Source organism: Mycobacterium sp. NGS39 (genome assembly GCF_059812765.1).
This window is the reverse complement of the sequence record NZ_JCALDH010000002.1, coordinates 1-26,359: the sequence shown is the minus strand read 5'-3', so window position 1 is coordinate 26,359 and position 26,359 is coordinate 1. Positions and strand designations below refer to the sequence as shown.

General features: G+C 67.2%; 24 protein-coding genes. 9 read left to right on the top strand and 15 right to left on the bottom strand.

Features of this window, described 5'->3' with window-relative positions; translation table 11 throughout:
• The 10 genes from rph to clpS all read right to left on the bottom strand — a co-directional run bounded on the left by rph (position 1) and on the right by clpS (position 6,795).
• Positions 1-780: a ribonuclease PH gene (gene rph, locus AC5Y39_RS02450; RefSeq protein ID WP_500015521.1), complete on the bottom strand. Its 780-nt coding sequence runs from the start codon at positions 778-780 to the stop codon at positions 1-3.
• Positions 781-1,554, bottom strand: coding sequence for a cyclic nucleotide-degrading phosphodiesterase (locus tag AC5Y39_RS02445; RefSeq protein WP_499909259.1), 774 nt, complete (start codon positions 1,552-1,554; stop codon positions 781-783). It lies immediately after the preceding gene.
• 69 nt (positions 1,555-1,623) lie between these two features.
• Positions 1,624-2,445: a glutamate racemase gene (gene murI, locus AC5Y39_RS02440; RefSeq protein WP_500015523.1), complete on the bottom strand. Its 822-nt coding sequence runs from the start codon at positions 2,443-2,445 to the stop codon at positions 1,624-1,626.
• A complete protein-coding gene (locus AC5Y39_RS02435) occupies positions 2,442-3,122 on the bottom strand; it encodes a rhomboid family intramembrane serine protease (RefSeq protein WP_500015525.1) in 681 nt (226 codons plus the stop codon). Before AC5Y39_RS02435 ends, murI begins: the two co-directional genes overlap by 4 nt.
• On the bottom strand, positions 3,113-4,075 hold the full coding sequence (locus AC5Y39_RS02430) for a cysteine synthase (RefSeq protein ID WP_500015527.1): 963 nt from the start codon (positions 4,073-4,075) through the stop codon (positions 3,113-3,115). The genes AC5Y39_RS02435 and AC5Y39_RS02430 overlap by 10 nt, the downstream gene beginning before the upstream one ends.
• Positions 4,072-4,344 (bottom strand): MoaD/ThiS family protein, encoded by a 273-nt coding sequence (locus tag AC5Y39_RS02425; protein WP_500015529.1) that lies wholly within the window; start codon positions 4,342-4,344, stop codon positions 4,072-4,074. The genes AC5Y39_RS02430 and AC5Y39_RS02425 overlap by 4 nt, the downstream gene beginning before the upstream one ends.
• Complete coding sequence (locus AC5Y39_RS02420) at positions 4,341-4,781, bottom strand: M67 family metallopeptidase (RefSeq protein ID WP_500015531.1); 441 nt, start codon at positions 4,779-4,781, stop codon at positions 4,341-4,343. Before AC5Y39_RS02420 ends, AC5Y39_RS02425 begins: the two co-directional genes overlap by 4 nt.
• Before the next feature lie 37 nt (positions 4,782-4,818).
• Positions 4,819-5,886 carry a P1 family peptidase gene (locus tag AC5Y39_RS02415; RefSeq protein WP_500015533.1) on the bottom strand — a complete coding sequence of 356 codons (1,068 nt, stop codon included), beginning with the start codon at positions 5,884-5,886 and terminating at the stop codon, positions 4,819-4,821.
• Positions 5,887-6,468, bottom strand: coding sequence for an oxidative stress transcriptional regulator AosR (gene aosR, locus AC5Y39_RS02410; RefSeq protein ID WP_500015535.1), 582 nt, complete (start codon positions 6,466-6,468; stop codon positions 5,887-5,889). It abuts the gene before it with no gap.
• Positions 6,469-6,492: 24 nt separating this feature from the next.
• The gene (gene clpS / locus AC5Y39_RS02405) at positions 6,493-6,795 is read right to left on the bottom strand and encodes an ATP-dependent Clp protease adapter ClpS (RefSeq protein ID WP_499909277.1); all 303 of its coding nucleotides are present in this window, start codon (positions 6,793-6,795) and stop codon (positions 6,493-6,495) included.
• A gap of 73 nt (positions 6,796-6,868) precedes the next feature.
• On the opposite strand from clpS, the gene AC5Y39_RS02400 reads away from it, so the two are divergent.
• The 3 genes from AC5Y39_RS02400 to AC5Y39_RS02390 all read left to right on the top strand — a co-directional run bounded on the left by AC5Y39_RS02400 (position 6,869) and on the right by AC5Y39_RS02390 (position 11,723).
• Positions 6,869-8,206, top strand: coding sequence for a nicotinate phosphoribosyltransferase (locus AC5Y39_RS02400; RefSeq protein ID WP_500015536.1), 1,338 nt, complete (start codon positions 6,869-6,871; stop codon positions 8,204-8,206).
• Positions 8,203-10,173: an ATP-dependent DNA helicase gene (locus AC5Y39_RS02395; protein WP_500015538.1), complete on the top strand. Its 1,971-nt coding sequence runs from the start codon at positions 8,203-8,205 to the stop codon at positions 10,171-10,173. Before AC5Y39_RS02400 ends, AC5Y39_RS02395 begins: the two co-directional genes overlap by 4 nt.
• Before the next feature lie 116 nt (positions 10,174-10,289).
• Positions 10,290-11,723 carry a neutral zinc metallopeptidase gene (locus tag AC5Y39_RS02390; RefSeq protein WP_500015540.1) on the top strand — a complete coding sequence of 478 codons (1,434 nt, stop codon included), beginning with the start codon at positions 10,290-10,292 and terminating at the stop codon, positions 11,721-11,723.
• Between the two features lie 30 nt (positions 11,724-11,753).
• Here the strand turns inward: AC5Y39_RS02390 and glgP are convergent, their stop codons facing one another.
• The gene (gene glgP, locus AC5Y39_RS02385; protein WP_500015542.1) at positions 11,754-14,345 is read right to left on the bottom strand and encodes an alpha-glucan family phosphorylase; all 2,592 of its coding nucleotides are present in this window, start codon (positions 14,343-14,345) and stop codon (positions 11,754-11,756) included.
• Between the two features lie 166 nt (positions 14,346-14,511).
• Between glgP and AC5Y39_RS02380 the strand changes: the two genes are divergently transcribed.
• Together AC5Y39_RS02380 and glgB are read left to right on the top strand one after the other, a co-directional pair.
• Positions 14,512-16,584 carry an alpha-1,4-glucan--maltose-1-phosphate maltosyltransferase gene (locus tag AC5Y39_RS02380; protein WP_500015544.1) on the top strand — a complete coding sequence of 691 codons (2,073 nt, stop codon included), beginning with the start codon at positions 14,512-14,514 and terminating at the stop codon, positions 16,582-16,584.
• Between the two features lie 36 nt (positions 16,585-16,620).
• Positions 16,621-18,825, top strand: a complete 2,205-nt coding sequence (glgB, locus tag AC5Y39_RS02375) for a 1,4-alpha-glucan branching protein GlgB (protein ID WP_500015546.1) — start codon at positions 16,621-16,623, stop codon at positions 18,823-18,825.
• 24 nt (positions 18,826-18,849) lie between these two features.
• On the opposite strand, the gene AC5Y39_RS02370 is transcribed toward glgB, so the two are convergent.
• Together AC5Y39_RS02370 and AC5Y39_RS02365 are read right to left on the bottom strand one after the other, a co-directional pair.
• Positions 18,850-19,743, bottom strand: a complete 894-nt coding sequence (locus tag AC5Y39_RS02370; protein WP_500015548.1) for a tetratricopeptide repeat protein — start codon at positions 19,741-19,743, stop codon at positions 18,850-18,852.
• Positions 19,744-19,870: 127 nt separating this feature from the next.
• Positions 19,871-21,052 carry an acetyl-CoA C-acetyltransferase gene (locus AC5Y39_RS02365; RefSeq protein ID WP_500015549.1) on the bottom strand — a complete coding sequence of 394 codons (1,182 nt, stop codon included), beginning with the start codon at positions 21,050-21,052 and terminating at the stop codon, positions 19,871-19,873.
• A 91-nt stretch (positions 21,053-21,143) separates the two neighbouring features.
• Here AC5Y39_RS02365 and mce point away from each other — a divergent pair, with 91 nt between their 5' ends.
• On the top strand, positions 21,144-21,608 hold the full coding sequence (gene mce, locus AC5Y39_RS02360; RefSeq protein ID WP_500015551.1) for a methylmalonyl-CoA epimerase: 465 nt from the start codon (positions 21,144-21,146) through the stop codon (positions 21,606-21,608).
• A 4-nt stretch (positions 21,609-21,612) separates the two neighbouring features.
• Here the strand turns inward: mce and AC5Y39_RS02355 are convergent, their stop codons facing one another.
• Complete coding sequence (locus AC5Y39_RS02355; protein ID WP_500015553.1) at positions 21,613-21,894, bottom strand: Rv1322 family protein; 282 nt, start codon at positions 21,892-21,894, stop codon at positions 21,613-21,615.
• Positions 21,894-22,565 (bottom strand): endonuclease NucS, encoded by a 672-nt coding sequence (nucS, locus tag AC5Y39_RS02350; protein WP_500015554.1) that lies wholly within the window; start codon positions 22,563-22,565, stop codon positions 21,894-21,896. Before nucS ends, AC5Y39_RS02355 begins: the two co-directional genes overlap by 1 nt.
• A 45-nt stretch (positions 22,566-22,610) precedes the next feature.
• Here nucS and AC5Y39_RS02345 point away from each other — a divergent pair, with 45 nt between their 5' ends.
• The 3 genes from AC5Y39_RS02345 to AC5Y39_RS02335 are packed head-to-tail and all read left to right on the top strand — an operon-like array spanning position 22,611 to position 26,267.
• Entirely contained in the window at positions 22,611-24,224 is a 1,614-nt protein-coding gene (locus AC5Y39_RS02345) for an adenylate/guanylate cyclase domain-containing protein (protein WP_500015555.1), read from the top strand.
• Positions 24,225-24,273: 49 nt separating this feature from the next.
• A complete protein-coding gene (locus AC5Y39_RS02340; RefSeq protein WP_500015556.1) occupies positions 24,274-25,767 on the top strand; it encodes an AlkA N-terminal domain-containing protein in 1,494 nt (497 codons plus the stop codon).
• Positions 25,764-26,267, top strand: coding sequence for a methylated-DNA--[protein]-cysteine S-methyltransferase (locus tag AC5Y39_RS02335; RefSeq protein ID WP_500015558.1), 504 nt, complete (start codon positions 25,764-25,766; stop codon positions 26,265-26,267). Before AC5Y39_RS02340 ends, AC5Y39_RS02335 begins: the two co-directional genes overlap by 4 nt.
• The last annotated feature ends 92 nt before the right edge of the window (positions 26,268-26,359 follow it).

The window sequence follows — 26,359 nt, the reverse complement described above, 5'->3', positions numbered from 1 at the left end:
TCAGCTGCCGAACGCCTTCTTCGGCGGGGGGCGTTCCGGCAGCACGCCGGGATACGGCAATTCCAACGCCGCCCGCTGGATGTCGAACAACTTCTCGGTGGCACCCAGCGCCGCGTCCAGTAGCTTGTCCAGCGTCGAGCGCGGGAACGTCGCACCCTCGCCGGTCCCCTGGACCTCGACCAGCGTTCCGGTGTCGGTAGCGACGACGTTCATGTCGACTTCGGCGCGCGAGTCCTCCTCGTACGGCAGGTCCACGCGAATCCGCCCGTCGACCACCCCCACGCTCACGGCGGCAATCATGCACGACAGCGGTCTGGGGTCCGACAACTTGCCGGCCGCCGACAGATAGGTCACCGCGTCGGCCAGCGCGACGTACGCGCCGGTGATCGCCGCGGTGCGGGTGCCGCCGTCCGCCTGCAACACGTCGCAGTCGAGCGCGATGGTGTTCTCGCCCAATGCGGCCAGGTCGATGCACGCCCGCAGCGACCGGCCGATCAACCGGCTGATCTCCTGGGTCCGCCCGCCGAGACGGCCCTTCACCGACTCCCGATCCGAGCGGGTGTGCGTAGCCGCCGGCAGCATCGCGTACTCCGCGGTCAGCCAGCCGGCGCCGGTTCCCTTGCGCCAGCGCGGAACCCCGTCGATGACGCTGGCTGTGCACATCACCCTGGTCTCGCCGAACTCGACGAGCACCGAGCCCGCGGGGTGAGACGTGAAGCCCCGTGTGATGGTGACGGGCCGAAGCTCGTCGTCGAGGCGGCCATCCTCTCGGCTCGACATCTACCGGCTGACCTCGAACGTCTCCTGGCACACCACGGCCCGCACCGGACCGTCGAATTCCGCTTTGGCCTCCGTGATGATGTCCTCCCGCGACGTCCACGGCGGGATGTGAGTCAGCAGCAACTCCCCCACCCCGGCCAGCGTCGCGATCTGACCCGCCTCGGTGCCGGACAGATGCAGATGCTCAGGACGCTTGCCCGGCGCATGCGTCCACGACGCCTCGCACAGGAACACGTCGGCACCCCGCGCCAGATCCACGATCGCGTCGCACATGCCGGTGTCGCCGCTGAACGTGAACACCGCTCCCGAGTCGTCTGTGAACCGAAGCCCGTACGCCTCGGTGGGATGAGCGACCGCCCGCGGCAGCACTCTCACTGATCCGAACTCCACTTCTTCGCCGTCATTCCAATGGCGAACGTCGAAGATGTCGGAGAAGTCGTCGACCTCGCCTCCGAACGGAGACGAGGCCTGAGCCAGCCGCGACCAGGTGTCGCTCGGTCCGTACATCAACGCCTTGCCGACCGCAGGCACCGGGTGGTAGCGCCGCCACACGAACAAGGCCGGCAGGTCGATGCAATGGTCGGCGTGCAAATGAGACAGAAGCACATGCACCGCGTTGGGATCGGCGTGGCGCTGCAGCGCGCCCAGCACACCATTGCCGAAGTCGATGACCAACGGAGGAGCGCCCGGGGCTGTCAGCAGATAGCCCGACGCCGGCGAATCAGGTCCGGTGACGCTGCCGGAGCAGCCGAGCACGGTGATTCGCACAGCCACTAGCTTGCCACGCCGCAACTGCTGTTGACGAAGACATCGCAGCAAAACGCTCGGACCAAGTGGGCTGTCTCATGTCCGCGAGCCAACGTGATGCCTGACCGGGCGCACGCCGTCCAACGCCGGGCCCAAGAACCGCGCCGCAAGCTTTGTGAACGCCTCGGGCTCACCGGTTGCTTCGAACAGCCGAGCCGCCGGCGGCGCGTCGTGCGGACGCAACAGATCCAGCTCGGTGAGCACACGCACGACGTCCTTCGCGGTCTCCTCGGCGCTGGACACCAACGTCACCGCATCGCCCATTACGAGTTGGATCAAGCCGGACAGCAACGGGTAGTGGGTGCAGCCCAGAACCAGGGTGTCCACACCGGCGCGCTGCAGCGGCTCCAGATATCCCTCGGCCAGGCCGAGCACCTGCCGCCCGCTGGTGACGCCGCGTTCGACGAAGTCGACGAAGCGCGGGCAGGCCACACCCGTGACGACGGTGTCGCGGGCCGCGGCGAACGCGTCCTGATAGGCGCCGGAGCCGATCGTCGCCTCGGTGCCGATGACGCCGATGCGTCCATTGCGCGTCGTGGCGACGGCCCGGCGAACGGCCGGCAGGATCACCTCGACCACCGGCACGTCGTAGCGTTCGCGGGCGTCGCGCAGGCACGCCGCCGACGCGGTGTTGCAGGCGATGACCAGAACCTTCACCCCGCGTGCCACCAGGTCGTCGCCGATGGCCAGCGCGTGCGCCCGCACCTGGGGAATAGTCAGCGGACCGTACGGCCCGTTCGCGGTGTCACCGATGTAGATGACGTCCTCGTCGGGCAACTGGTCGATGATGGCGCGGGCGACCGTCAGGCCGCCCACCCCGGAATCGAAGATGCCGATGGGCGCGAATCGAGATGTCACGACGTCAGGTATGGCGTCGCCTTCCGACGGCGTTGTTCGCGCGCCTTGCGCTCGGGGCCGGACAGCACGTAGGCGGCAAATACTCCGGCGATCGCTCCGCACAAATGGCCCTGCCAGGAGACCCCGAAAGTGCCGGGCAGCACGCCGAGCAGCACCGTGCCGTAGGCCATCAACACCAGCACCCCGATCATGATTTCCCAGATCCGCCTGGTGAACCAGCCGAACACGACGAGGAACGCAAGCCAGCCGAAGATCAGACCGGAGGCGCCGATGTGGTTGGTCTCCGGCACATACGCCGGTTTCCCCACGTTGCCGATCAGCCAGGTGCCGAATCCCCCGACGACCCAGACGATGGCAGTCGCGTAGACGAACCGCGCCAACCCGGCGAGCGTCATCAAGAACCCGAGCACCAGAGCCGGCCCGGTATTGGCGATCAAGTGGTCCCAGTTGGCATGCAACAGCGGGGCCCAGATGATGCCCCAGAGTCCGTCGGTTTCCAGAGGCCGGATGCCGTTGTCGTCCAAGTCGTGGCGGTTGAGCGTATCGATCAACTCGATGACGTAGAGCAATGCGACGAACGTAACGATGGTGATGCCGCCTGTCAGCGTCACGGACCGCTTCTTGGTGTGCCGCACCGGTGCCGACGAGGTGCCGCCTCCCGGTCCGATCATGCCCATAGCTGCCCTTCCAGCGCGTCCTCGGCTTCGTCCAGGCTACCGGCGTAGGCACCGGTCGACAGATACTTCCACCCGGCGTCGGCCACCACGAACGCGACGTCGGCACGCTGCCCCGCCTTGACGGCCTTGGCCGCCATACCCAGCGCGGCGTGCAGCACCGCTCCGGTGGAGATGCCCGCGAAAATGCCTTCGGTGTCGATCAATTCGCGCGTGCGCCGGACCGCGTCGGCGGAGCCGACCGAGTACCGGGTGGTGAGCACCTCGGGGTCGTACAACTCGGGGATGAAGCCCTCGTCGATGTTGCGCAGCGCGTAGACGCCTTCGCCGTAGCGAGGTTCCGCGGCGACGATCTGGACGCCGGGTACGTTTTCGCGCAGGAACCGGCCCGTGCCCATCAGCGTTCCGGTAGTGCCCAGGCCCGCGACGAAGTGTGTGATCTCCGGCAGGTCGGCGAGCAGCTCCGGCCCGGTGCCCTCGTAGTGCGACGCGGTGTTGGCGGGGTTGCCGTACTGGTACAGCAACACCCAGGACGGGTTCTGCGCAGCCAGTTCCTTGGCCCGCGCCACCGCGGTGTTGGAGCCGCCCTCGGCGGGCGAGAAGATGATGCGCGCGCCGTACAGCTCCAGCAGCTGGCGCCGCTCGATCGACGTGTTCTCCGGCATCACGCAGATCAGCTGGTAGCCCTTGAGCCGTGCCGCCATCGCCAGCGAGATGCCGGTGTTGCCGCTGGTGGGCTCGAGGATCGTCGACCCCGGCGACAGCACCCCATGGCGTTCAGCCTCTTCGATCATCCGCAGCGCGGGCCGGTCCTTGATCGAGCCGGTGGGATTGCGGTCCTCGAGCTTGGCCCACAGCCGCACGTGGTCAGGGCCATCCCACTTCGGCGACAGCCGCGGCAGCCCGACCAGCGGCGTGTTGCCGAGCGCCTGCAAAAGCGAGTTGTAGCGGGTCATCCGCCTGCGACTGCCGGCAGGATCGTCACCGTATCGCCGTCGTTGATCTCGGTGTCCAGGCCGCCGGAAAAGCGCACGTCCTCGTCGTTGACGTAGATGTTGACGAAGCGGTGCAGCTTGCCGTTGTCGACAAGCCGTTCTGAGATGCCGGAGTAGTTGGACTCCAAGTCCGAAATCACCGCCTGCAGAGTGTCGCCCTGAGCGGTGACGCGCTTCTCGCCGTTGGTGTGGTTCCTCAGAATCGTCGGGATCGAGACGCTCACGGTCATTTTGGTGCTCCTTCAGCAATGCTTTCGTAGGAGTCGACGACGGTCACCGGCTCCTCGGTCACGACGCCGTCGACGATGCGATAACTGCGAAGCTCGTGGCGGTCCGGGTCGCGCGTGGAGATCAGTACGTAATGTGCGTCCGGTTCGGCAGCGAGCTTGATGTCGGTGCGGCTGGGGTAGGCCTCGGTGGCGGTGTGGCTGTGATAGATGACGACGGGCACCTCGTCGGCCTCGTCCATTTCGCGCCACACCTTGAGCTGCTCGCCCGAGTCGAAGCGGTAGAACGTCGGCGAGCGCTCCGCGTTGGTCATCGGGATGTGGCGCTCGGGCCGGTCGGAGGTCTCCGGCCCGGCGATCACGCCGCACGCCTCGTCCGGATGGTCGGCGCGAGCATGCGCGACCATCGCGTCGACGAGATCGGCACGAATCACCAGCACTGTCTTGCCCCTTGTGTCCGCACCCCAGCGGTCTCCTTCACGTGAACGCCCCCGGCAACACGTCACGATAGGTGGGTATTCCGGCGACGGGGTTGGCGGAGGTCACCGCCCGCACCGCAGCGATGGCCATGCAGTCGGCTGCGGCGGCTCCGACCGCTCCCGTCAGCTCCGCCTCGTCCGACATCGATGCGGGCAGCTTCCCGGTGGCCGGCACGTCGACCGCGCCGGTCGCCAAGGCGAATACGGCGTCGCCGTCGAGCGGCGAATGCGACGGACGGATCGCGCGCGCAAGCCCGTCGGCCGCCATGATCGCGACGCGGCGGCACATTGCCGTCGACAGCGCGGCGTCAGTGGCCACCACGCCAACCGTGCTGTTGAACGCCTTGGCGTACCGGTCGTATTCGGCGAACAGCGCGCCGAACCCGGCCACCTGGTCCGGCGGCGGGGCCGACAGCCCCAGCGCGGCGGTCACAAAATTGGTCCACGGCAGCCCCGTCGCCGGATCGATCACATCACCGACGGAGTTGACCACGACCAGTGCACCGACCGTGACACCCGAGTCCAGCGTGGTCGACGCTGTGCCGATCCCGCCCTTGAGTACCCCGGCGCGTGCCCCGGCGCCCGCGCCGACCGAACCGACCGCCGTTTCCGTCGCCGCCGCTTGTGCCGCGAAGTAGCCGAATTCGGCGGTGGGCCGGTACCGCCAATCGCCCACGACGAGGTCGTAGATCACCGCGGCCGGGACGATAGGCACCACCACGTGATCGTCGTCGTCTGCGTTCATCACGATGCCGCGGCCCTGCTCCTCCAGCCAGCGCATCACCCCGTCGGCGGCAGCCAACCCGTAGGCGCTGCCCCCGGTGAGCACCAACGCGTCCACGTAGCGCACGGTGTTCGCGGGGTCGAGCAAATCGGTTTCTCGGGTGCCCGGCGCTCCCCCGCGGACTTCCACCGCGGCGACCGTGCCCGCCGGCGGCAGCACCACGGTGGTGCCGGTGGCCCAGCCGGCGCCCATCGAAGCGGCGTCGTCGATCCGGTGGTAGTGGCCCACCAGAACGCCGCCGACATCGGTGAGCGACCCCGGCCCGGTCGCGTCGGGCGCCACTCAGCGCCGTCCCATCAACGCCAGCACCAGGTATTCCTGCATCACCGTCAGCCACTGGTAGACATCGAAGTGTCCGGCCAGCGGGTGATCGTCAGGCAGCCGCTCCGGACCGTCGGGACCGATGCCCAGCATGGTGCCCAATGCCAGCCGGATGTCGTTGACCGCGGCCACCCACGCGTTGGCGTCGTCACGGCTCAGCTCGAAGCGGCCACCGTCGGCCGGCACCGTGGCCAGCATTCGCTCACCGGCCTCGCGCTTGGCCGCGATGATCGCCGGCTCGTGCAGGCTGCGCAGCGCCGCGTTCAGGCTTTCCACCGCGGCCGAGCCGGCCGGATGGTTGCTTTCCGCGCGGTAGAAATCAGGAAGCAGCCGACGCATCGTGGCGTCCTGCGGGCGCTGCGGGTTACCGGCCTTGATACCGGTGATCTGCTCGAGTTCGTCTGCAGGAGCCGACGATTCACGCTCGTCGAGCATGTCGAGCATCGATCGCACCAAGCTGTGCAATATCGATGCCTCGTGCACGGCCAAGGCGGACCGAAAGCGTGGGCCATCGGCGGTGTCGACCCGCTTCCATTTGCGCACCGTCGGTCCGTAGCCCTGGGCCGGTCAGCGATCTCGCTGCAGGGTGGCCCACAGCCCGGCGGCGTGAAGCTTCGACACGTCGGCTTCCATCGCCTCCCGGCTGCCCGACGACACCACCGCCTTACCTTCGTTGTGAACCTGCAGCATCAGCTTGGTGGCGTGCGGCTCGCTGTACCCGAAAAGCTTCTGGAAAACGTAGGTCACGTACGTCATCAGATTGACGGGGTCGTCCCACACGATCGTGATCCACGGCGTGTCGGCGGAGTCGACGGACTCGGCGCCGACGTCCTCGCGAGTTCCCGGACGGGTCCGCGCTGGCGTAACCATGCCGTCAAGAATACCGGCGCACACCGACAGATAATCTGTCCGGCTCAGCGGCGCGAGCCGATACGGTTACCGCGTGAGCACTCCGCCGGAGCCGACCGCGCTGCTGACCGACAAGTACGAGCTGACCATGCTTTCGGCGGCGCTGCGCGACGGCACCGCACAGCGGCAGACGACGTTCGAGCTGTTCGCCCGACGGCTACCGGAAGGCCGCCGCTACGGAGTGGTCGCCGGCACCGGCCGACTGTTGGAAGCGTTGCGCTCGTTGCGTTTTGACGACGCCGCTCTGAGCGCGGTGCAGTCATTTCTCGACCTTGAAACCGTCGACTACCTGGCGGGCTACCGGTTCGGCGGCGACATCGACGGTTATCCCGAAGGCGAGCTCTACTTTCCCGGATCGCCCGTGCTGACCGTCCGCGGCACCTTTGCCGAATGCGTGGTGCTGGAGACGCTTGCGTTGTCGATTCTCAACCACGACACCGCAATTGCTTCTGCGGCGGCACGAATGGTCAGCGCGGCCGAAGGCCGGCCGATCATCGAGATGGGTTCCCGGCGAACGCACGAGCAAGCGGCGGTCGCCGCCGCTCGGGCGGCATACATCGCCGGTTTCGCCGGATCGTCGAACCTGGCGGCCCAACACCGCTACGGCGTGCCTGCACTGGGGACCAGCGCGCACGCGTTCACCTTGCTGCACAGCACCGCAGCCGGACCCGACGAGCGGGCGGCGTTTCGCGCTCAGGTCGAGGCGCTCGGCGTCGACACCACGCTGCTCGTCGACACGTACGACATCACCGCCGGGGTGGCCAATGCGGTAGAGGTCGCCGGCACGTCGCTGGGCGGCGTGCGGATCGATTCGGGCGACCTCGGTGTGCTGGCCCGCCAAGTCCGTCGTCAGCTCGACGACCTCGGGGCCAGGCACACCCGCATCGTGGTCTCCGGAGATCTCGACGAGTTCGCGATCGCCGCGTTGCGCGCCGAGCCCGTCGACACCTACGGCGTGGGCACGTCGTTGGTCACCGGCTCGGGAGCGCCCACCGCCCAGATGGTGTACAAGCTCGTAGAGGTCGACGGTATACCCGTCGAAAAGCGCAGCAGTCACAAGCAATCTCACGGCGGACACAAGGAGGCGATGCGGATGGCGCGGCCCAGCGGAACCGTCGTGGAGGAAGTCGTGTACCCGGCAGGCCGGCCGCCACCGACCAGCGACCCGTGCCGGACCGTGACGGCGCCACTGGTCCGCGGCGGCCAACCCGTCGTCGACGACGACCTCCGTGCCGCCCGCGCGCGTGTGGCGGACGGGTTGACCAGCCTGCCGTGGGACGGTTTGAAGCTCTCCCGCGGCGAGCCCGCCATCCCCACCAGAGTTGTGACCGCCGCCGATTCGATGCGGGAGGAATCACGTCGGCCCCGGTGACAAAGCTGCTAGCCGCGGCAGTCGACGCTCTTGGCGGCAGTGAGCGGGCTGGCCAGGTCGCGATGGCTCAAGCGGTCCAGCGGGCATTCGACACCGGCGAGCATCTTGTCGTGCAGGCCGGAACCGGCACCGGCAAGTCACTGGCGTACTTGGTGCCGGCCATCGCTCGCGCTGTCGAAACAGATTGCCCTGTCGTGGTTTCCACAGCCACGATCGCCCTGCAGCGTCAACTCGTCGAGCGGGACCTGCCCCGACTCGCCGATTCGCTGGAACGTCTGCTTCCGCGTCGCCCGAGCTTCGCGATTCTCAAGGGACGCGGAAACTATTTGTGCCTGAACAAGGTTCACAACGGCGCAGCCGAAAGCGGTGCTGACGGCGCAGACGACGCGCTGTTCACGACGACGGCCACCACGGCGATGGGCCGCGACGTACAGCGACTGACCACATGGGCGTCCAGCACCGAGACGGGTGATCGCGACGAATTGAAACCCGGTGTGCCCGACCGGTCGTGGGGCCAGGTGAGCGTATCCGCGCGAGAGTGTCTGGGCGTGGCGCGCTGCCCATTCGGTGCCGAATGCTTCGCCGAGAAGGCTCGGGCGGTGGCGGGACAGGCCGATGTCGTGGTCACCAACCACGCGTTGCTTGCGATCAATGCGATCTCGGATGCGCCGGTGCTTCCAGAACACGACGCGCTCGTCGTCGACGAGGCGCACGAACTCGTCGACAAAATGACAGCGGTTGCCACCCAAGAGCTTTCGGCCACTCCGCTGACCGTTGCCGGTCGCCGGATCGCCCGGCTGGTGCCGACCGAACTCACCGAGCGGTTCGACACGGCCGCGACCGCGTTGACCTCGGCGATCCGTGACAGCGCGGCGGGGCGCATCGATCACCTCGACACCGGGCTCGCCGCGAATCTGACCGCATTGCGCGACGCGGCCGCCGCTGCGCGTCGTGCCATCCCGACCACTGCCAGCGATCCGCGAGCCGCGGGCGCTCGCGCGGAGGCCATCGCCGCCCTGGACGACATCGCCGACACCTGCACCAGGATCCTGGTCTCGTTCCAGGCTCCCATTGCCGAGCGCAGCGACGTCGTCTGGCTGGCTCGCGACGACACCCGAGGGCAGGTGCAGCTGCGGGTGGCTCCGCTGTCGGTGGCTAACCTGCTGCGCGGCGGCGTGTTCAGCGGCGCCACCACCGTGCTCACGTCGGCGACGCTCACGCCGGGCGGGTCGTTCCACGCGATCGCTGCGGACTGGGGACTGGCCGATGCCGACGTCCGCTGGCGCGGCATCGATGTGGGATCCCCGTTCGCGCACGGGCGTTCGGGCATCTTGTACGTCGCCCGCCACCTGCCGCCGCCTGGCCGGGACGGCACCGGTTCCGCAGAGCAGCTGGCCGAGATCGCGGCACTGATCTCGGCCGCAGGCGGCCGCACGCTCGGACTGTTCTCGTCGACGCGCGCGGCGGCAGCGGCAGCCGAGGAGATGCGTGAGCGACTCGCCACGCCGGTGCTGTGCCAGGGTGACGACGCCACCGCAGCGCTCGTCGAGCAGTTCGCCGCCGATCCCCAAACCTCCCTGTTCGGAACGCTTTCGCTATGGCAGGGTGTCGACGTACCGGGACCCTCGCTGTCCTTGGTGATCATCGACAGGATTCCGTTCCCCCGTCCCGACGACCCGTTGCTCACCGCACGCCAGCGAGCCGTCACCGCTCGGGGCGGAAACGGGTTCATGGCCGTGGCGGCCAGTCACGCCGCGCTGCTGTTGGCGCAAGGAGCGGGCCGGCTGCTGCGCCGGACCGACGACAAAGGCGTGATCGCTGTCCTGGACTCCAGGATGGCCACCGCCCGTTACGGCACCTTCCTACGAAAGTCATTGCCGCCGTTCTGGTTTACCACCGACCGCGATACCGCGCTGGGTGCACTGCGCCGGCTCACCGCCGAAGCGCCGACGGAACGCACGTCATGACCTCGTGGCTAGATGCGGCATCCGGAGCGCCGACAGGCAGCGTCGCCCGATCCACGGCGTGTCCCTCTATCCTGACAGCTGACCAAGTCGCGACGCGAGGAGCCGGAAAGGTAGCCATGAGACGACTGTCGCTCGTCGCCGCCGTCGCGGCCAGCACCGCCCTGGTGCTCGGCGGTTGTATGAACCTACTCACCGGCAAACCGGTCTCGATCTTCGCCGACCCGTTCCGCGTTGCTGGTCTGCCCGCTACCGACGGACCATCCGGGCTGCGGCCAGACGCCGCCGCCCCCACCCGCCAGGTGGACGGCGGCGACGGCGGCAGAGATGACCAACTGGCCGTGCAGGCGGTCAGCGACGTCGAACAGTTCTGGGACGGCGCATACCGTAAGCCGCTAGAAGGCGTGTTTCAGCCGGCCAGTGCCGTAATCTCCTGGGATGCAACAGAATACAGCACTCGCCGGTTCTGCGGTCACGACACCTACGACTTCGTCAACGCGGTGTACTGCTGGGACGACAACACCATCGGCTGGGACCGCGGTCTGCTGCTGCCGATTCTTCGCAGGACCTTCGGTGACATCTCCGTTCCGCTGGTGCTGGGCCACGAGTACGGCCATGCGGTGCAGCGCCGGGCGCTGCTGGCCGGCCCGGCCACACCCTCGCTGGTCGCCGAACAACAGGCCGACTGCTTCGCCGGCGTGTACATGCGCTGGGTGGCGGAGGACAAATCGCCGCGCTTCACGATGAGCACCGGTGAAGGGCTCAATAGCGTTCTGGCAGCGGTGATTTCGTTGCGTGACCCGCTGCAGTCGACAAGTGCGCCGGGTTCGGGCGCGGACGAGCACGGCTCGGCCTTCGAACGCATATCGGCCTTCCAATTCGGGTTCACCGACGGCATCGACGCATGCGCGCACATCGACAAGGACGAGATCAAGCATCGCCGGGGCGACCTGCCGGTGGCGCTGACCCAAGACAGCACCGGCGACTGGCCGGTCAGCCAGGATTCCGTGCACGCGATCGTCGACGCGATGACGCAAACCTTCAACCCTGCCAGCCCGCCCAACCTGAGCTTCGACCCTTCGGGCACGTGCCCCGATGCTCGGCCCAGCCCGCCTGCGTCGTACTGCCCGGCGACCAACACGATCGCCGTCGACCTGCCGCGGCTCGAAAAGCTGGGCGCGCCAAGCGAAGAACGGGGCGGCTTCGGCCTGCCGCTGGGCGACAACACCGCATATTCGGTGGTGGTGTCGCGCTACATGGTCGCGCTCCAGAAGCAGCGCGGCGTGGTACTGGACAACGCGGCGGCCGCGTTGCGCACCGCATGCCTGACGGGCGTCGCCACCACCAAGATGTCCGAGCAGATCAACGTCGACGGGCACACCGTCCAATTGGCGGCCGGAGACCTCGACGAGGCGGTATCCGGCATGCTGACCAACGGCCTGGCGGCCGGCGACGTCAACGGCGAGTCGGTGCCGTCGGGTTTCTCGCGGATCGACGCATTCCGCACCGGTGTGCTCGGCGACGAGAACCGCTGCTTCAAGCGGTACCCGTGACCGCCCGCCGATGCGCGGGACCGCAGGCGGTCACGCCAGCGTGACCAAGCCGAGCTCGTTGTCGCCGGTCAACAACGCGTGGTGCGGCAGCACTCGAACGGTGTAGCCGACCGAACCAGCGACCGGCAGGGGCGTGGTCGTCGCGAAAGTGTGCTCGCCGGTGTCGGCGATGCCCGTGTGCTGCATCGGCACGCAGACCGGCTCGAGCAGCGAGTCGTCGGCGTCCACGTGGCCCAGCACCGCCTGCACGGCGACCTCGTCGGGCGACAACCCGGCCAAGTCGACCGTCGCGGTCAACGTCATCTCGGACCCCAGCACCGGCGTGTCGGGCAGTCCGCTGCTGTCTACCTCGATGATCCGCACCTTCGGCCAGGCGTCGGACACCTTGCGCCGGTACTCGGCCAATCCCCGGGCGTTGGCGAACTTCTCGCCGTTCACCGGCTCGACGGTGCGACGCAGAGATTGCGCAGCGGGCGCGTAGTACTGCTCGGTGTAGTCGCGCACCATCCTCGACGCGAGCACTTTGGGACCCAGCACCTGCAGGGTGTGTCGCACCATCTCCACCCAGCGCCGCGGTATACCCGACTCGTCGCGTTCGTAGAACTTCGGCGCCACAGTCGATTCCAGCAGATTGTAGAGCGCGGCGGCTTCCAGGTCGTCACGGCGCTCGTCGGAGACTCCATCGGCAGTCGGGATTTCCCAACCGTTTTCGCCGTCGTACCACTCGTCCCACCAGCCGTCGCGGATCGACAGGTTCAGCCCGCCGTTCAGCGCGCTCTTCATCCCCGACGTGCCACACGCCTCGAGCGGCCGCAGCGGGTTGTTCAGCCACACGTCGCAGCCCCAATACAGCAGGCGCGCCATCGACATGTCGTAGTCCGGCAGGAAGGCGATCCGGTGGCGCACCGCCGGCCGGTCGGCGAATCGCACGACCTGCTGGATCAGGGCCTTGCCGCCGTCGTCCGCCGGATGCGACTTGCCCGCCACGATCAGCTGGATAGGCCGCTCCTCGTCGAGCAGAAGCCGCTCCAGGCGCTCCGGATCACGCAGCATGAGGGTCAGCCTCTTGTAGGTGGGCACCCGACGGGCGAATCCGATCGTCAACACATGAGGATCGAAAGCCTTTGCCGTCCAGCGTAATTCGGCTTCCGGAGCACCGCGCTCCAGCCACGACAGCCGCACCCGGCGACGGACATCGGCGACCAGACGCTCACGCAGCAAGCAGCGAATCGCCCAGATGCGTTCCGCGTCGAGCTGTTGCACCCGCTCGAAGACCTCCGGGTCGGTCGGGCGGTCAGTGCCGATCAGTTCGCTACCGAGCTCGATGCACTCCGGCGCGGCCCAGCTGTACGCATGCACACCGTTGGTGACCGACCCGATCGGCACTTCGTCAGGGTCGAATCCCGGCCACAGCTCGTTGAACATCTGCCGGCTCACCCGGCCGTGCAGCAGTGAGACGCCGTTGGCGCGCTGCGCCAGCCGCAGCCCCATGTGCGCCATGTTGAACTTCGTCGGGTCGTCCTCGGCCCCCAGCGCGAGAATTCGGTCCAGCGGCACACCGGGCAGCAGCACGGACTCGTTGGTACCGTTGCCGCTCCCGAAATAGTGCTCCACCATCTCGACCGGGAAGCGATCGATGCCGGCCGGCACCGGCGTGTGCGTGGTGAACACCGTGCTGGATCGCACCACGGTCAGGGCGGTGTCGAAATCGAGCTTCTCGTCGGTCATCAACTCCCGGATCCGCTCCGCACCGAGGAATCCGGCGTGGCCTTCGTTCATGTGGAAGACCTCGGGCGCCGGAATGCCCTCGGCTGCGGTGAACGCCCGGATCGCGCGCACGCCACCGACGCCGGCGAGGATCTCCTGCTTGATGCGGTGGTCCTGGTCGCCGCCGTAGAGGCGATCGGTGACGCTGCGCAGATCGTGCTCGTTGTCTGGAACGTCGGAATCCAACAGCAGCAACGGAATTCGGCCGACCTGCGCGATCCACACCCGCGCCCGCAGCTCACGGCCGTCGGGCAGCGCCAGCGCGATGAGCACAGGTTCGCCGGATTCGGCGGTCAGCAGCCGCAAGGGCAGCCCCTGGGGATCCAACGACGGATACGTCTCGTGCTGCCAACCGTCGGCCGTCAGCGACTGACGGAAGTACCCCGAGCGGTAGTACAGCCCCACGGCGATCAACGGCAGACCGAGATCCGACGCCGCCTTGAGGTGGTCCCCCGCGAGGATGCCCAGGCCGCCGGAGTAGTTGGGCAGCACCTCCGACACCCCGAACTCCATCGAGAAGTACGCGATCCCCGAGGGCAGCACCGCACCGGACGCGCTTTGTTCCTGGTACCACCGGGGCCGGGTCAGGTAGTCGCGCAGATCGTCGGCCAGGCTGTCGAGCTGCTCGAGGAAGTGCTGGTCGACGGCGAGTTGGTCGAGGCGTTGCGGTGTCACCGCGCCCAGCAACGCCAGCGGGTCTTTTCGGCACCGCTCCCACAACGTCGGGTCGATGGCCGCGAAAAGATCCTGGGTCGGCTTGTCCCACGACCATCGCAAGTTCACCGACAGCTGCTCGAGTGCGGCCAGCCGATCGGGAAGGTGAGCACGGACTGTGAAACGACGCAGTGCCTTCACGCGGCAATACCTTACTGAGAATTCGCGGCGACGCAGTCGTCGCAAACGTCACATCACCCGACGGCGGCGTTTGGGACCGACACTACGGTGGGAACGGGACAACAAAGAAGCGACAGCCGAACCACCACCGCGGCATGCGCGTGCCGCGCTAAACAAGGAGTCTCGGGTGCCCGGTCGGATCGAAATCGATGATGTTCGGCCCGTCGTCTCGTGCGGAAGATATCCGGCCAAGGCCGTCGTCGGAGAGATCATGCCGGTCCGGGCGACAGTGTGGCGTGAGGGCCATGAGGCAGTGGCTGCGACGCTGGTGGTGCGCTATCTGGGCCGTGGCTACCCGCGGCTGGCCAAGACGGCCGACCGCAGGACGGCCGTGCCCGGCGCGCATTCCGCCGGCGTGCAACGGGTCAAGCCGATCCTGCTTCCGATGTCGCAGGGCAGCGAACCCGACGTCTTCCACGGTCAGTTCACGCCCGACACGGTCGGGTTGTGGACGTTCCGGGTGGACGGCTGGGGTGATCCGATCACGTCGTGGCGGCGGGCGGTCACGGCCAAACTCGACGCCGGCCAGGGCGAACCCGAGCTGTCCAACGACTTGCTGGTAGGCGCGAAGTTGTTCGAGCGGGCCGCGATGGGACTGCCCCGCAAGCTTCGCGACCCGCTGCTGGAGGCCGCGGTGTCATTGCGCGCGCCCGGTGATCCGCTGACCCGGGTCGCCGCTGCGACCACCGACGAGGTCAGCGAACTGCTGGCGCAGTATCCGCTGCGCGAGCTGGTCACCCGCGGCGAGCAGTACGGAATCTGGGTCGACCGCCCGCTGGCCCGGTTCGGCTCGTGGTACGAGATGTTCCCGCGCTCCACGGGCGGTTGGGGCGCCGACGGCAAGCCGGTGCACGGCACGTTCGCCACTGCCGCGCAGGCGCTGCCGCGGATCGCGAAGATGGGTTTCGACGTGGTCTACCTGCCGCCGATCCATCCGATCGGCAAGGTGCACCGCAAGGGCCGCAACAACTCGGTCACCGCCGCACCCGGTGACGTCGGCTCGCCGTGGGCGATCGGCAGCGACGAGGGCGGCCACGATGCCGTCCATCCCGACCTGGGCACCATTGACGACTTCGACGCGTTCGTCGCCGCCGCCCGCGACAACGGCCTGGAGGTGGCGCTGGATCTGGCGCTGCAGTGCGCTCCGGATCACCCGTGGGCGCGCGAACACCGCGAATGGTTCACTGTGCTGCCCGACGGCACCATCGCGTACGCCGAGAATCCGCCGAAGAAGTACCAGGACATCTATCCGCTGAATTTCGACAACGACCCCGAGGGGCTCTATCACGAGGTGCTGCGGGTGGTGCGGCATTGGATTGACCACGGCGTCAAGGTTTTTCGCGTCGACAACCCGCACACCAAGCCGCCGAACTTCTGGGAGTGGCTGATCGAAGAGGTGAAAAGCGTCGACCCGGACGTGCTGTTTTTGTCCGAGGCGTTCACCCGGCCGGCTCGGCTCTACGGCTTGGCCAAATTGGGGTTCACGCAGTCGTACACCTATTTCACCTGGCGCACCGCTAAATGGGAGCTGACGGAATTCGGGCAGGAGATCGCCCAGCACGCCGACTACGCGCGGCCCAACCTGTTCGTCAACACGCCCGACATCCTCCACGAGAGCCTGCAGCACGGCGGCCCGGGCATGTTCGCCATTCGCGCGGTGCTGGCCGCCACGATGGGCCCCACCTGGGGGGTCTACTCCGGCTATGAGCTGTTCGAGCATCGGCCGGTCCGCGAGGGCAGCGAGGAATACCTCGACTCCGAGAAATACCAGCTGCGTCCGCGTGACTTCGAGGGTGCGCTGGAACGCGGCGAGTCCCTCGAACCATTCATCACCCGCCTCAACGAGATCCGCCGCCTGCATCCCGCGCTTCACCAGCTGCGCACCATTCACTTTCACAACGTCGACAACGACGCGCTGCTGGCCTACAGCAAGTTCGACCCGTCGACCGGCGACGCGGTGCTGGTGGTGGTGACGCTCAACCCGTTCGGGCCGGAAGAGGCCACGGTGTGGTTAGACCTGCCGGCGTTGGGTATGGAGTGGTACGACCGCTTCTGGGTTCGGGATGAGATCACTGGCGAGGAATACCACTGGGGCCAGGCAAATTACGTCCGTCTCGATCCGGTGAGAGCCGTTGCCCACATCTTGCACCTGCCTCGGGTGCCGGAGGAGGCCCGGCTGTCGCTACTGCAGAGGAAGTGACCGTATGCCGATGAGCGCTTGCGCGAAGAGGACACGATGACGCAATCCAAGCAGCACACCGCCCATCTGGCGCCGGACAGGTCGGATTTCGACCGGATCCTCGCCGGTGAGCATCACGACCCGCATTCGGTGCTGGGCGCGCACGAGTACGGCGACCACACGGTGATCCGGGCCTACCGCCCACATGCGGCCGAGGTCGTCGCAATCGTGGGGTCGCAGCGCTATCCGCTGCGTCACCTAGAGGGCGGACTGTTCGCGGTCGCGCTGCCGTTCGTGAACCTGATCGACTACCGGCTCGAGATCAGTTACCCCGGAGCCGATGGCCGCCTCGACGTGCACACCGTCGCCGACGGGTACCGCTTCTTGCCGACGCTCGGCGAGATCGACCTGCATCTGTTCAACGAGGGGCGCCACGAACGACTGTGGGAGATCCTCGGCGCCCATCCACGCACGTTCACCACCCCCGACGGCGAGGTGACGGGCGTGTCGTTCGCGGTCTGGGCGCCAAACGCCAAGGGCGTCAGCCTGATCGGCGACTTCAACCACTGGGACGGCAACGAGGCTCAGCTGCGAGTGCTCGGCTCCTCGGGCGTGTGGGAATTGTTCTGGCCCGGTTTCGAAGTGGGCGGCCTGTACAAGTTCCGCGTACACGGCGCCGACGGCGCGGTCACCGACCGGGCCGATCCGTTCGCGTTCGCCACCGAAGTGCCCCCGCACACGGCGTCGAAGGTGACCACGAGCAGCTACGAGTGGCAGGACCAGGACTGGATGGCCCGCCGCGCCACCACCAATCCCGTGTTCGAGCCGATGAGCACCTACGAGGTGCACCTGGCGTCGTGGCGCCCCGGGCTGAGCTACCGTCAGCTCGCTACTGAACTCACCGAATACGTTGTCGCTCAGGGTTTTACACACGTCGAATTGCTGCCGGTCGCCGAGCACCCGTTCGGCGGTTCCTGGGGATACCAGGTCACCTCGTATTACGCGCCGACGTCCCGATTCGGCACCCCCGACGACTTCCGGGCACTGGTCGACGCACTGCACCAAGCCGGAATCGGCGTGATCGTGGACTGGGTGCCCGCTCACTTCCCGAAGGACGCCTGGGCGCTCGGCCGCTTCGACGGAACTCCGCTGTATGAGCACTCCGACCCACGCCGCGGCGAGCAACTCGACTGGGGCACTTATGTTTTCGACTTCGGCCGCCCGGAGGTGCGGAACTTCCTGGTCGCCAATGCGCTGTACTGGCTGCAGGAGTTCCACGTCGACGGGCTGCGCGTGGACGCGGTGGCGTCGATGCTGTACCTGGACTACTCCCGTCCGGAAGGGGGTTGGACGCCCAACATCTACGGCGGCCGCGAGAACCTCGAAGCCGTGCAGTTCCTCCAGGAGATGAACGCCACGGTGCACAAGATCGCGCCCGGCATCGTCACCGTCGCGGAGGAGTCCACGTCCTGGCCGGGCGTCACGCGTCCGACAAACCTTGGCGGACTCGGCTTTTCGATGAAGTGGAACATGGGGTGGATGAACGACACGCTCGGTTACATCAGCCGAGATCCCATCCATCGCAGCTACCACCACCATGAGATGACGTTCTCGCTGTTGTACGCGTTCAGCGAGAACTTCGTGCTTCCGATCAGCCACGACGAGGTGGTACACGGAAAGGGCACGCTGTGGGGCCGGATGCCCGGCGATGACCACATGAAGGCCGCCGGGCTACGCAGTCTGCTGGCATACCAGTGGGCCCACCCCGGCAAGCAGTTGCTGTTCATGGGGCAGGAGTTCGGCCAACGCGCAGAGTGGTCCGAAGAGCGCGGTGTGGACTGGTACCAGCTCGACGAAAACAGCTACTCGAACGGCATCCTGCGGCTGGTGCATGACATCAACGAGATCTATCGCAGCCATCCGGCGCTGTGGTCACGTGACAGCAGCCCGGAGGGCTACTCGTGGATCGACGCGAACGACTCCGCCAACAACGTGCTGAGCTTTCTGCGATTCGGCAGCGACGGCTCGATGCTGGCGTGTGTCTTCAACTTCGCGGGCACCGAGCACACCCGCTACCGGCTCGGCCTGCCGCGCGCCGGGCGGTGGCGTGAAGTGCTCAACACCGACGCGACCATCTACAACGGTGCCGGCATCGGCAATTTCGGCGCGGTCGAGGCCGAAGACGAGCCATGGCATGGGCGTCCCGCGTCCGCGGTGATGGTGTTGCCGCCGCTGTCGGCGCTGTGGTTCGAGCCCGAGTAGCTGGCTGGTCGCGAAATCTGGGGATCAGTAAAGGGCGTTGGCCAGGTTGCGCCGAGCGGTGATGACCGCCGGGTCTGCAGGGTCGAACAAATCGAAGAGCTCGACGAGCCGGGTGCGGACTTTCGCGCGGTCGTCGCCCGACGTGCGCTTGACCAACTCGATGAGCCGGTTGAACGCCGCATCCACCAACTGGTTGAGGATCTCGACGTCAGCGGCGGCGAAGGCGGCCTCGATATCGTCGGGGTTGGCATCAGCCACCCGCGTGGCGTCCGGCCGCTGCTTGGTGGCCCGCGTCAGAAACGAGATCTGCCGGACGGCACCCTTGGCCTCCGGGTGGCCCGGATCTTTGTCCAGGATGGACTGGTAGGCGGCGAGCGCCGCGTCGAAGTTGCCTTCCTCCAGTAGCTCGCGCGCCCTGGCCAACTCCGGATCCACCTGCTCGGGCTCCGAATCGGTTGTGCCGCTGAGCTTTCCGGCCGTGGCGGCGACGAGCGAGTCGACCCACCTGCGCAACTGTTCGGGCGGCTGGCTGCCCTGGAAGCTGGAGATGGGCTGGCCGGCGGCCACTGCGACGACCGTGGGCACCGCCTGCACGCCGAAGATCTGCGCGACGCGCGGGGTGGCGTCCACGTTGACGGTGGCCAACGCCCACTTGCCGGCGTCGGAGGACGCCAGACCCGCCAACGTATCGGCGAGTTGTGCGGAGGCGTCGCTGCGCGGGGACCACAGGACCACCACGACCGGCACCTGATTGGACCGGACCAGCACCTCTGCTTCGAAGTTGGCTTCGGTGACCTCTGTCCCGGCTTGGGCGCCGGGAGCCGGGCCGGTGTCGCTCTGGGTGGCTCGCTGCTTGAGGGCGGAAAGGTCGACGGCGCCCGCCATCGCGGGCGCAATGGGTGGACGGGGACGGCTCACGTCATCAAGTTTGTCACGGCGGGAGCACCACGGTGGCGGCCGGTGGACCGGTCATGAAGCCCGGTATGACGAAATTCACATGACCCGCTTTGCGGTCGCCGTGACGTCGCCGCCAGCAACGTTGGCGTCACCTCGCCCGAAGAATCAGCGCGTCACCCTGGCCGCCGGCACCACAGAGCCCGGCGACGGCATAACCGGAGCCGCGCCGCGACAGCTCCAGCGCGGCATGCAGGGTGATCCGGGCGCCTGACATCCCGATCGGGTGACCGACGGCGATCGCGCCGCCGTTGACGTTCACCTTCTCGGGGTCAACGCCCAGTTCCCGGGTGGAGGCCAACGCGACAGCGGCAAACGCCTCGTTGATCTCGATGACGTCGAGCTGGTCCACTGAAATGCCTTCGCGCGTGACCGCCTTCTTGATCGCATTGGCCGGCTGGGACTGCAACGTCGAGTCCGGTCCGGCGACCACTCCGTGCGCGCCGATCTCCGCCAGCCAGTTGAGCCCGAGTTCCTCGGCCTTGCGTTTGTTCATCACCACCACAGCCGCGGCGCCGTCGGAGATCTGCGACGCCGAGCCGGCAGTGATGGTGCCGTCCTTGCGAAATGCCGGCTTGAGCCCGGCCAGCGATTCCGCGGTGGTGTTGGCACGGATGCCTTCGTCCTCGGTGAACTCGATCGGATCGCCCTTACGCTGCGGAATCTTGACCGGCACCACCTCGTCGGCGAACACCCCGTCCTTCCACGCGGCCGCGGCCTTCTGGTGTGACCGGGCGGCGTACTCGTCCTGCTCGGCCCGGGTGAACCGGTCGACGTCGTTGCGCTGCTCGGTGAGCGCACCCATCGGCTGGTCGGTGAAGACGTCGTGCAGCCCGTCGTAAGCCATGTGATCGAGGACGGTCACGTCGCCGTACTTGTACCCGGCGCGGCTGCCCATCAACAGGTGCGGCGCCGCGGTCATCGACTCCTGACCGCCCGCGACCACCACGTCGAACTCCCCGGCCCGGATCAACTGGTCGGCCAACGCGATCGCGTCGATCCCGGACAGACACATCTTGTTGATGGTCAGCGCCGGCACGTCCCACCCGATGCCGGCGGCCACCGCGGCTTGACGCGCGGGCATCTGCCCGGCGCCGGCAGTGAGCACCTGCCCCATGATCACGTACTCGACCAGCGACGCCGGCACGTTGGCCCTCTCGAGTGCTCCCTTGATCGCGATGGCTCCGAGGTCGCTTCCCGAGAAATCCTTCAGCGAACCCATGAGCTTGCCGATCGGGGTGCGGGCTCCAGCAACGATGACCGACGTCGTCATAAATACCTCCAGAACTGGTGTCCGCATCCGGAAATCGGGGTAAGTATGGGCCCAAGAAGCGGAATCTATGTCGTTAGGTTACCTTGACGTTATGACCACCGAGCAGGTTGATGCCCGACCCGTCCTGGCAAGTGCGCTGGTCACAGCAATAGACCACGTCGGTATCGCCGTGGCCGATCTCGACGCCGCCATCGCCTGGTACCACGACCACCTCGGCATGATCGTCGTGCACGAAGAGGTCAACGAAGGCCAGGGGGTGCGTGAGGCGATGCTGTCCGTGCGCGCCGCCCCGGCAGGTAGCGCACAGGTGCAGCTGATGGCCCCGATCGACGACTCCTCGCCGATCGCGAAATTCCTCGACAAGCGTGGCCCGGGCCTGCAGCAGCTGGCTTACCGGGTCAGCAACCTCGATGAGCTCACCCGGCGGCTCGAAGACCAAGGCGTGCGGTTGCTGTACGACGCTCCGCGGCGCGGCACCGCCAATTCGCGGATCAACTTCATCCACCCCAAGGATGCCGGCGGCGTACTGATCGAACTCGTCGAGCCGGCCGCTTGATTCGCTAAGACCACTTGCGCGTGGGGCCGCGGGTGGCCCGGTGGGTCCAGCACGGGGTGTGCCAGTGCCGCCGATCCTCGACACCGCCATGGGCGTCAACCGGCCACACCACCAGATGTGCTGTGGCCGTAGGGATTTCGTGATCACAGCCGGGGCAGCGATAGACCTTTGTGGCGCGTGCGGCGGCCACGGGCCGCACCTCGTAGTCGTAGCCGTCCGGCCCGGCTTCGACCCGGCGGGCGATCGGCGGCAGCGGCCGCTTGGCTGGTGTCCGACGCTTGGCCATCAGAACAGCCGGTATTCGTCGCTGTCCAAACCCCGCATCTCGTCGTAATCCAGTGTCACGCAACGGATTCCGCGGTCGACGGCCAAGGTTCGCGCTTGCGGCTTGATCTGCTGAGCGGCGAACACGCCGCTGACCGGGGCCAGCAGGCTGTCGCGGTTGAGCAGTTCGAGGTAGCGGGTCAGCTGTTCCACCCCGTCGATCTCGCCGCGCCGCTTGATCTCCACAGCAACCGACCGACCCTGTTCGTCGCGGCAGAGAAGATCCACCGGACCGATCGGGGTCATGTACTCGCGGCGCACCAAGGTGTATCCCGAGCCCAGCAGCTCGATGTGCTCGGCGAGCAACTCCTGCAGGTGCGCCTCGACGCCGTCTTTGACCAGACCAGGGTCGACGCCCAGTTCGTGTGACGAGTCGTGCTCGATGTCCTCCACTGTGATCCGCAACTGCTCACCAGCCTTGTTCTGCACCACCCAGACGGTTTCTGATCCGTCCGAGGTTTCCGTCAGCCAACACGGCGGGCTCATCCAGTTCAGCGGTTTGTATGCGCGGTCGTCGGCGTGCACGCTGACCGATCCGTCAGCCTTGATCAGCAGCAGGCGCCGCGCGGACGGCAGGTGTGCGGTGAGCCGTCCGAGGTAGTCGACAGTGCAGCGGGCGATCACGAGACGCACGCGTTCACTCTATGGCCCGGGTCCCGCCACTAGGCTGACGCCACGATGGTTGCCAAGTTGTCGGTAGGTCAGCGGCTCGGCCGGTTGGCGGAGCGCGTGACACGGCAAAGCGGCCGACTGCCGGATACCCCCGACTTCGGGACCTGGATATTGGGCCGAGCCGAAGAAAGCCCTAGACGCCGACGCGTGCGGATCCAGACCATTCTCACCGTGTTCGTGCTCAGCGCGAACCTCATCGGTATCGGCGTCGCGTTACTGGTCGTGACTGTCGCAATTCCGGTGCCCAGCATCTTCACCGACGCGCCGCTGTGGCTGACCTTCGGCGTCAGCCCCGCCTACATCGGGGCTGCGCTGTTCGTGGGCGTGGTCTGGATGACACGGCGCATCGTGAAGTCGCTGCGCTGGTCGATCGAGGACCGCGCACCAACGCGCGAGGATCAGCGCAACGCCTTCATGGCGCCGTGGCGGCTCGCAGGCATCCATCTGGTGTTGTGGGGCATCGGGACGGCGCTGCTGACTACGCTGTACGGGCTCGTCAACACCGCTTTCATCCCCCGGTATCTGTTCGCCGTGAGTTTCAGCGGAATCGTCGTCACTGCGATCTGCTACATGTTCACCGAATTCACGCTGCGGCCCGTCGCCGCCCAGGCGCTGGAGGCCGGCCCACCCCCGCGCCGATTCGCTCCGCGCGTCATGGGACGGATCATGACGGGCTGGGCGCTCGGCTCGGGCGTCATCGTGCTGGGCATCGTGCTGCTGGCCGTGTTCTCCCTGTCGCTGCAGAACTTGACCCAGACGCAGTTCGCCGTTGCCGTGCTGATCCTGGGCATCGTGGCGCTGCTCTTCGGCGCGCTGCTGATGTGGCTGGTCGCCTGGCTCATCGTGACACCGGTGCGGGTGGTGCGCACAGCGCTCAAGAAGGTCGAAGAGGGCAACCTCGACTGCAACCTGGTGGTGTTCGACGGCACCGAGCTGGGCGAGTTGCAGCGCGGCTTCAACGCGATGGTGCATGGGCTGCGGGAACGGGAGCGGCTGCGCGACCTGTTCGGCCGCCACGTCGGCAGGGAGGTCGCTGCCGCCGCCGAGCAGCAGGAGCTCGAACTGGGCGGTGAAGTACGCCATGTCGCAGTCCTTTTCGTCGACATCATCGGGTCGACCCAGCTGGTGAGCAGCAAGCCGCCGATCGAGGTGGTGGATCTGCTCAACCGGTTCTTTGCGGTGGTGGTCGAGGAAGTCGACCGCCATCATGGTCTGCTCAACAAGTTCGAGGGCGACGCGTCGCTGGCGATTTTCGGCGCGCCTGTGCGGCTGCCCCGGCCCGAGGACGAGGCGCTCGCCGCGGCCCGCGCGATCATCCGGCGGCTGCGTCACGACGTACCGGAATGCCCTGCCGGCGTGGGCGTGGCGGCCGGCAAGGCGGTCGCCGGAAACGTCGGGGCCTACGAGCGCTTCGAGTACACCGTGATCGGTGATCCGGTGAACGAGGCTGCGCGGTTGTGCGAGCTGGCCAAGTCGTATCCGCAGCGACTGCTGGCGTCGGCGGCCACTGTCGAAGCGGCCAGCGACGACGAACGCCGCTGTTGGTCGGTCGACGGTGAAGTGGTGCTACGCGGCCGCGACAAGCCGACGCGGTTGGCCATCCCCGAGCCCGGACCGTGATGTCGGATTTCCGCCAGTGCTGTCGCTTGATGCGTGTCATTGTCGATGTATGCACGACGACTTCGACCGCTGCTACCGCGCGATCCAGTCCAAGGACGCCCGGTTCGACGGTTGGTTCGTCACTGCCGTTCTGACCACGAAGATCTACTGCCGGCCCAGCTGCCCGGCGCGCTCGCCGTTTGCGCGCAACGTGCGGTTCTATCCGACCGCCGCGGCCGCGCAGCGGGCCGGCTTCCGACCGTGTAAGCGCTGCCGCCCGGACGCGTCCCCGGGATCGCCGGAGTGGAATGTTCGCGGCGACGCAGTGGCAAGGGCGATGCGGCTGATCGCCGACGGCACGGTGGACCGCGATGGCGTCGCAGGATTGGCGGCCAAGGTCGGCTACACCCCGCGCCAGCTCGAGCGCGTGCTTCAAGCGGAGGTAGGCGCCGGTCCGCTGGCGCTGGCCCGGGCGCAGCGCACCCAGACGGCCCGGGTGCTGATCGAAACCACCGATCTGCCGTTCAGCGACGTCGCTTTCGCCGCCGGCTTCTCCAGCATCCGGCAGTTCAACGACACCGTCCGCGAGGTCTGCGCCACCACGCCCACCGACCTGCGCCGAAAGGCCACCCGCCGGGCGGATTCCGACGCCACGGCGCATGGAGCCGGAACGGTGTCACTGCGGTTGCCGACGCGCACGCCGTTCGCGTTCGAGGGCGTGTTCGGGCACTTGGCGGCCACCGCGGTACCCGGTTGCGAGGAGGTCCGCGACGGCACCTACCGGCGAACGTTACGGCTGCCGTGGGGCGCGGGCATCGTCAGCCTCACCCCCGCGCCCGACCACGTTCGATGCGTATTGCGACTGCATGACTTTCGGGATCTGGCTACGGCCATCGCGCGCTGCCGGCGGCTGCTGGACCTGGATGCCGATCCGGAGGCGGTGGTCGACTTCCTCGGTGCCGACGCCGACCTCGCCGCGCTCGTGGCCAAGCACCCCGGGCAGCGCATACCCCGCACCGTCGACGAACACGAACTCGCGGTGCGCGCGGTGGTCGGCCAGCAAGTGTCCACCAAGGCCGCGCGAACGCATTGCGCGCGAATTGTGGCGAAGTACGGCACCCCGATCACCGACCCCGACGGCGCACTGACGCATACGTTCCCGTCGGCCGAACGACTCACCGCACTGCATCCGTCCGACCTGGCGCTACCAAAGACGCGCTGCCACAGCATCATTCGGCTGGTGCATGCATTGGCCGCAGGTGAGGTGATGCTCGGGCCGGGTTGCGACTGGCAGCGGGCACGACGGCAACTCCTCGAGCTGCCGGGTATCGGGCCGTGGACCACCGAAGTCGTGGCGATGCGCGCGCTGGGGGATCCCGACGCGTTTCCTGTCGGCGATGGTGGAATACGCACGGCAGCAAGACAACTCGGGTTGCCAGTAGAGCCACGCGCGTTGAGCGAGTACAGCAAGAGGTGGCGCCCCTGGCGGTCGTATGCGGCCCAGCACATGTGGGTCATCCTCGACCATCCCGTGAACCACTGGCCACCGAAGGAGAAGATATGAGCGGCATACGTTTTCGGGTCGTCGAGAGTCCAATAGGTCCACTCACGTTGGCAGGCCGCGGCAATGCCCTGGCGCACTTGCGAATGCAGGATCAGACTCACGAGCCCAGCCGAGTCGACTGGGAACGCGATGACGACGCCTTCCCGCAAGCCGTTGAGCAACTTGGCGCATATTTCGCCGGCGAGCTGACAGAATTCGATCTCGAGCTGGACTTGGCGGGAACCGAATTTCAGCGTCGGGTATGGGGTGCGCTGCAGACGATTCCCTACGGGCAGACGCGGTCCTACGGTGAAATTGCGCTACAGATCGGCGCCCCGGGCGCATCGCGCGCAGTAGGGCTTGCCAACGGGCGCAACCCGATTGGGATCATCGTTCCGTGCCATCGGGTGATCGGCGCCAGCGGTTGTCTCACCGGCTACGGCGGCGGACTGGACCGCAAGCGACACCTTCTGCAATTGGAGCGCAGTAGAAAAGGCGCGGCGCTGACACTTTTCGACTGACGCGACGCTTGTCTGCGATCGCGCGAGCAGACGAAAATGGTCCACGAATGCCTGTGCCCCCCAACAGAATTGGGGGGCACAGGGCTTGTGTT

Excerpts from the sequence above, each read along its gene's own strand:
- rph (WP_500015521.1), bottom strand. The coding sequence starts at position 780 with ATGTCGAGCCGAGAGGATGGCCGCCTCGACGACGAGCTTCGGCCCGTC.
- AC5Y39_RS02435 (WP_500015525.1), bottom strand. The coding sequence starts at position 3,122 with ATGGGCATGATCGGACCGGGAGGCGGCACCTCGTCGGCACCGGTGCGG.
- AC5Y39_RS02430 (WP_500015527.1), bottom strand. The coding sequence starts at position 4,075 with ATGACCCGCTACAACTCGCTTTTGCAGGCGCTCGGCAACACGCCGCTG.
- AC5Y39_RS02425 (WP_500015529.1), bottom strand. The coding sequence starts at position 4,344 with ATGACCGTGAGCGTCTCGATCCCGACGATTCTGAGGAACCACACCAAC.
- clpS (WP_499909277.1), bottom strand. The coding sequence starts at position 6,795 with ATGGTTACGCCAGCGCGGACCCGTCCGGGAACTCGCGAGGACGTCGGC.
- AC5Y39_RS02390 (WP_500015540.1), top strand. The coding sequence starts at position 10,290 with ATGAGACGACTGTCGCTCGTCGCCGCCGTCGCGGCCAGCACCGCCCTG.
- glgB (WP_500015546.1), top strand. The coding sequence starts at position 16,621 with ATGACGCAATCCAAGCAGCACACCGCCCATCTGGCGCCGGACAGGTCG.
- AC5Y39_RS02365 (WP_500015549.1), bottom strand. The coding sequence starts at position 21,052 with ATGACGACGTCGGTCATCGTTGCTGGAGCCCGCACCCCGATCGGCAAG.
- mce (WP_500015551.1), top strand. The coding sequence starts at position 21,144 with ATGACCACCGAGCAGGTTGATGCCCGACCCGTCCTGGCAAGTGCGCTG.
- AC5Y39_RS02355 (WP_500015553.1), bottom strand. The coding sequence starts at position 21,894 with ATGGCCAAGCGTCGGACACCAGCCAAGCGGCCGCTGCCGCCGATCGCC.
- AC5Y39_RS02345 (WP_500015555.1), top strand. The coding sequence starts at position 22,611 with ATGGTTGCCAAGTTGTCGGTAGGTCAGCGGCTCGGCCGGTTGGCGGAG.
- AC5Y39_RS02340 (WP_500015556.1), top strand. The coding sequence starts at position 24,274 with ATGCACGACGACTTCGACCGCTGCTACCGCGCGATCCAGTCCAAGGAC.
- AC5Y39_RS02335 (WP_500015558.1), top strand. The coding sequence starts at position 25,764 with ATGAGCGGCATACGTTTTCGGGTCGTCGAGAGTCCAATAGGTCCACTC.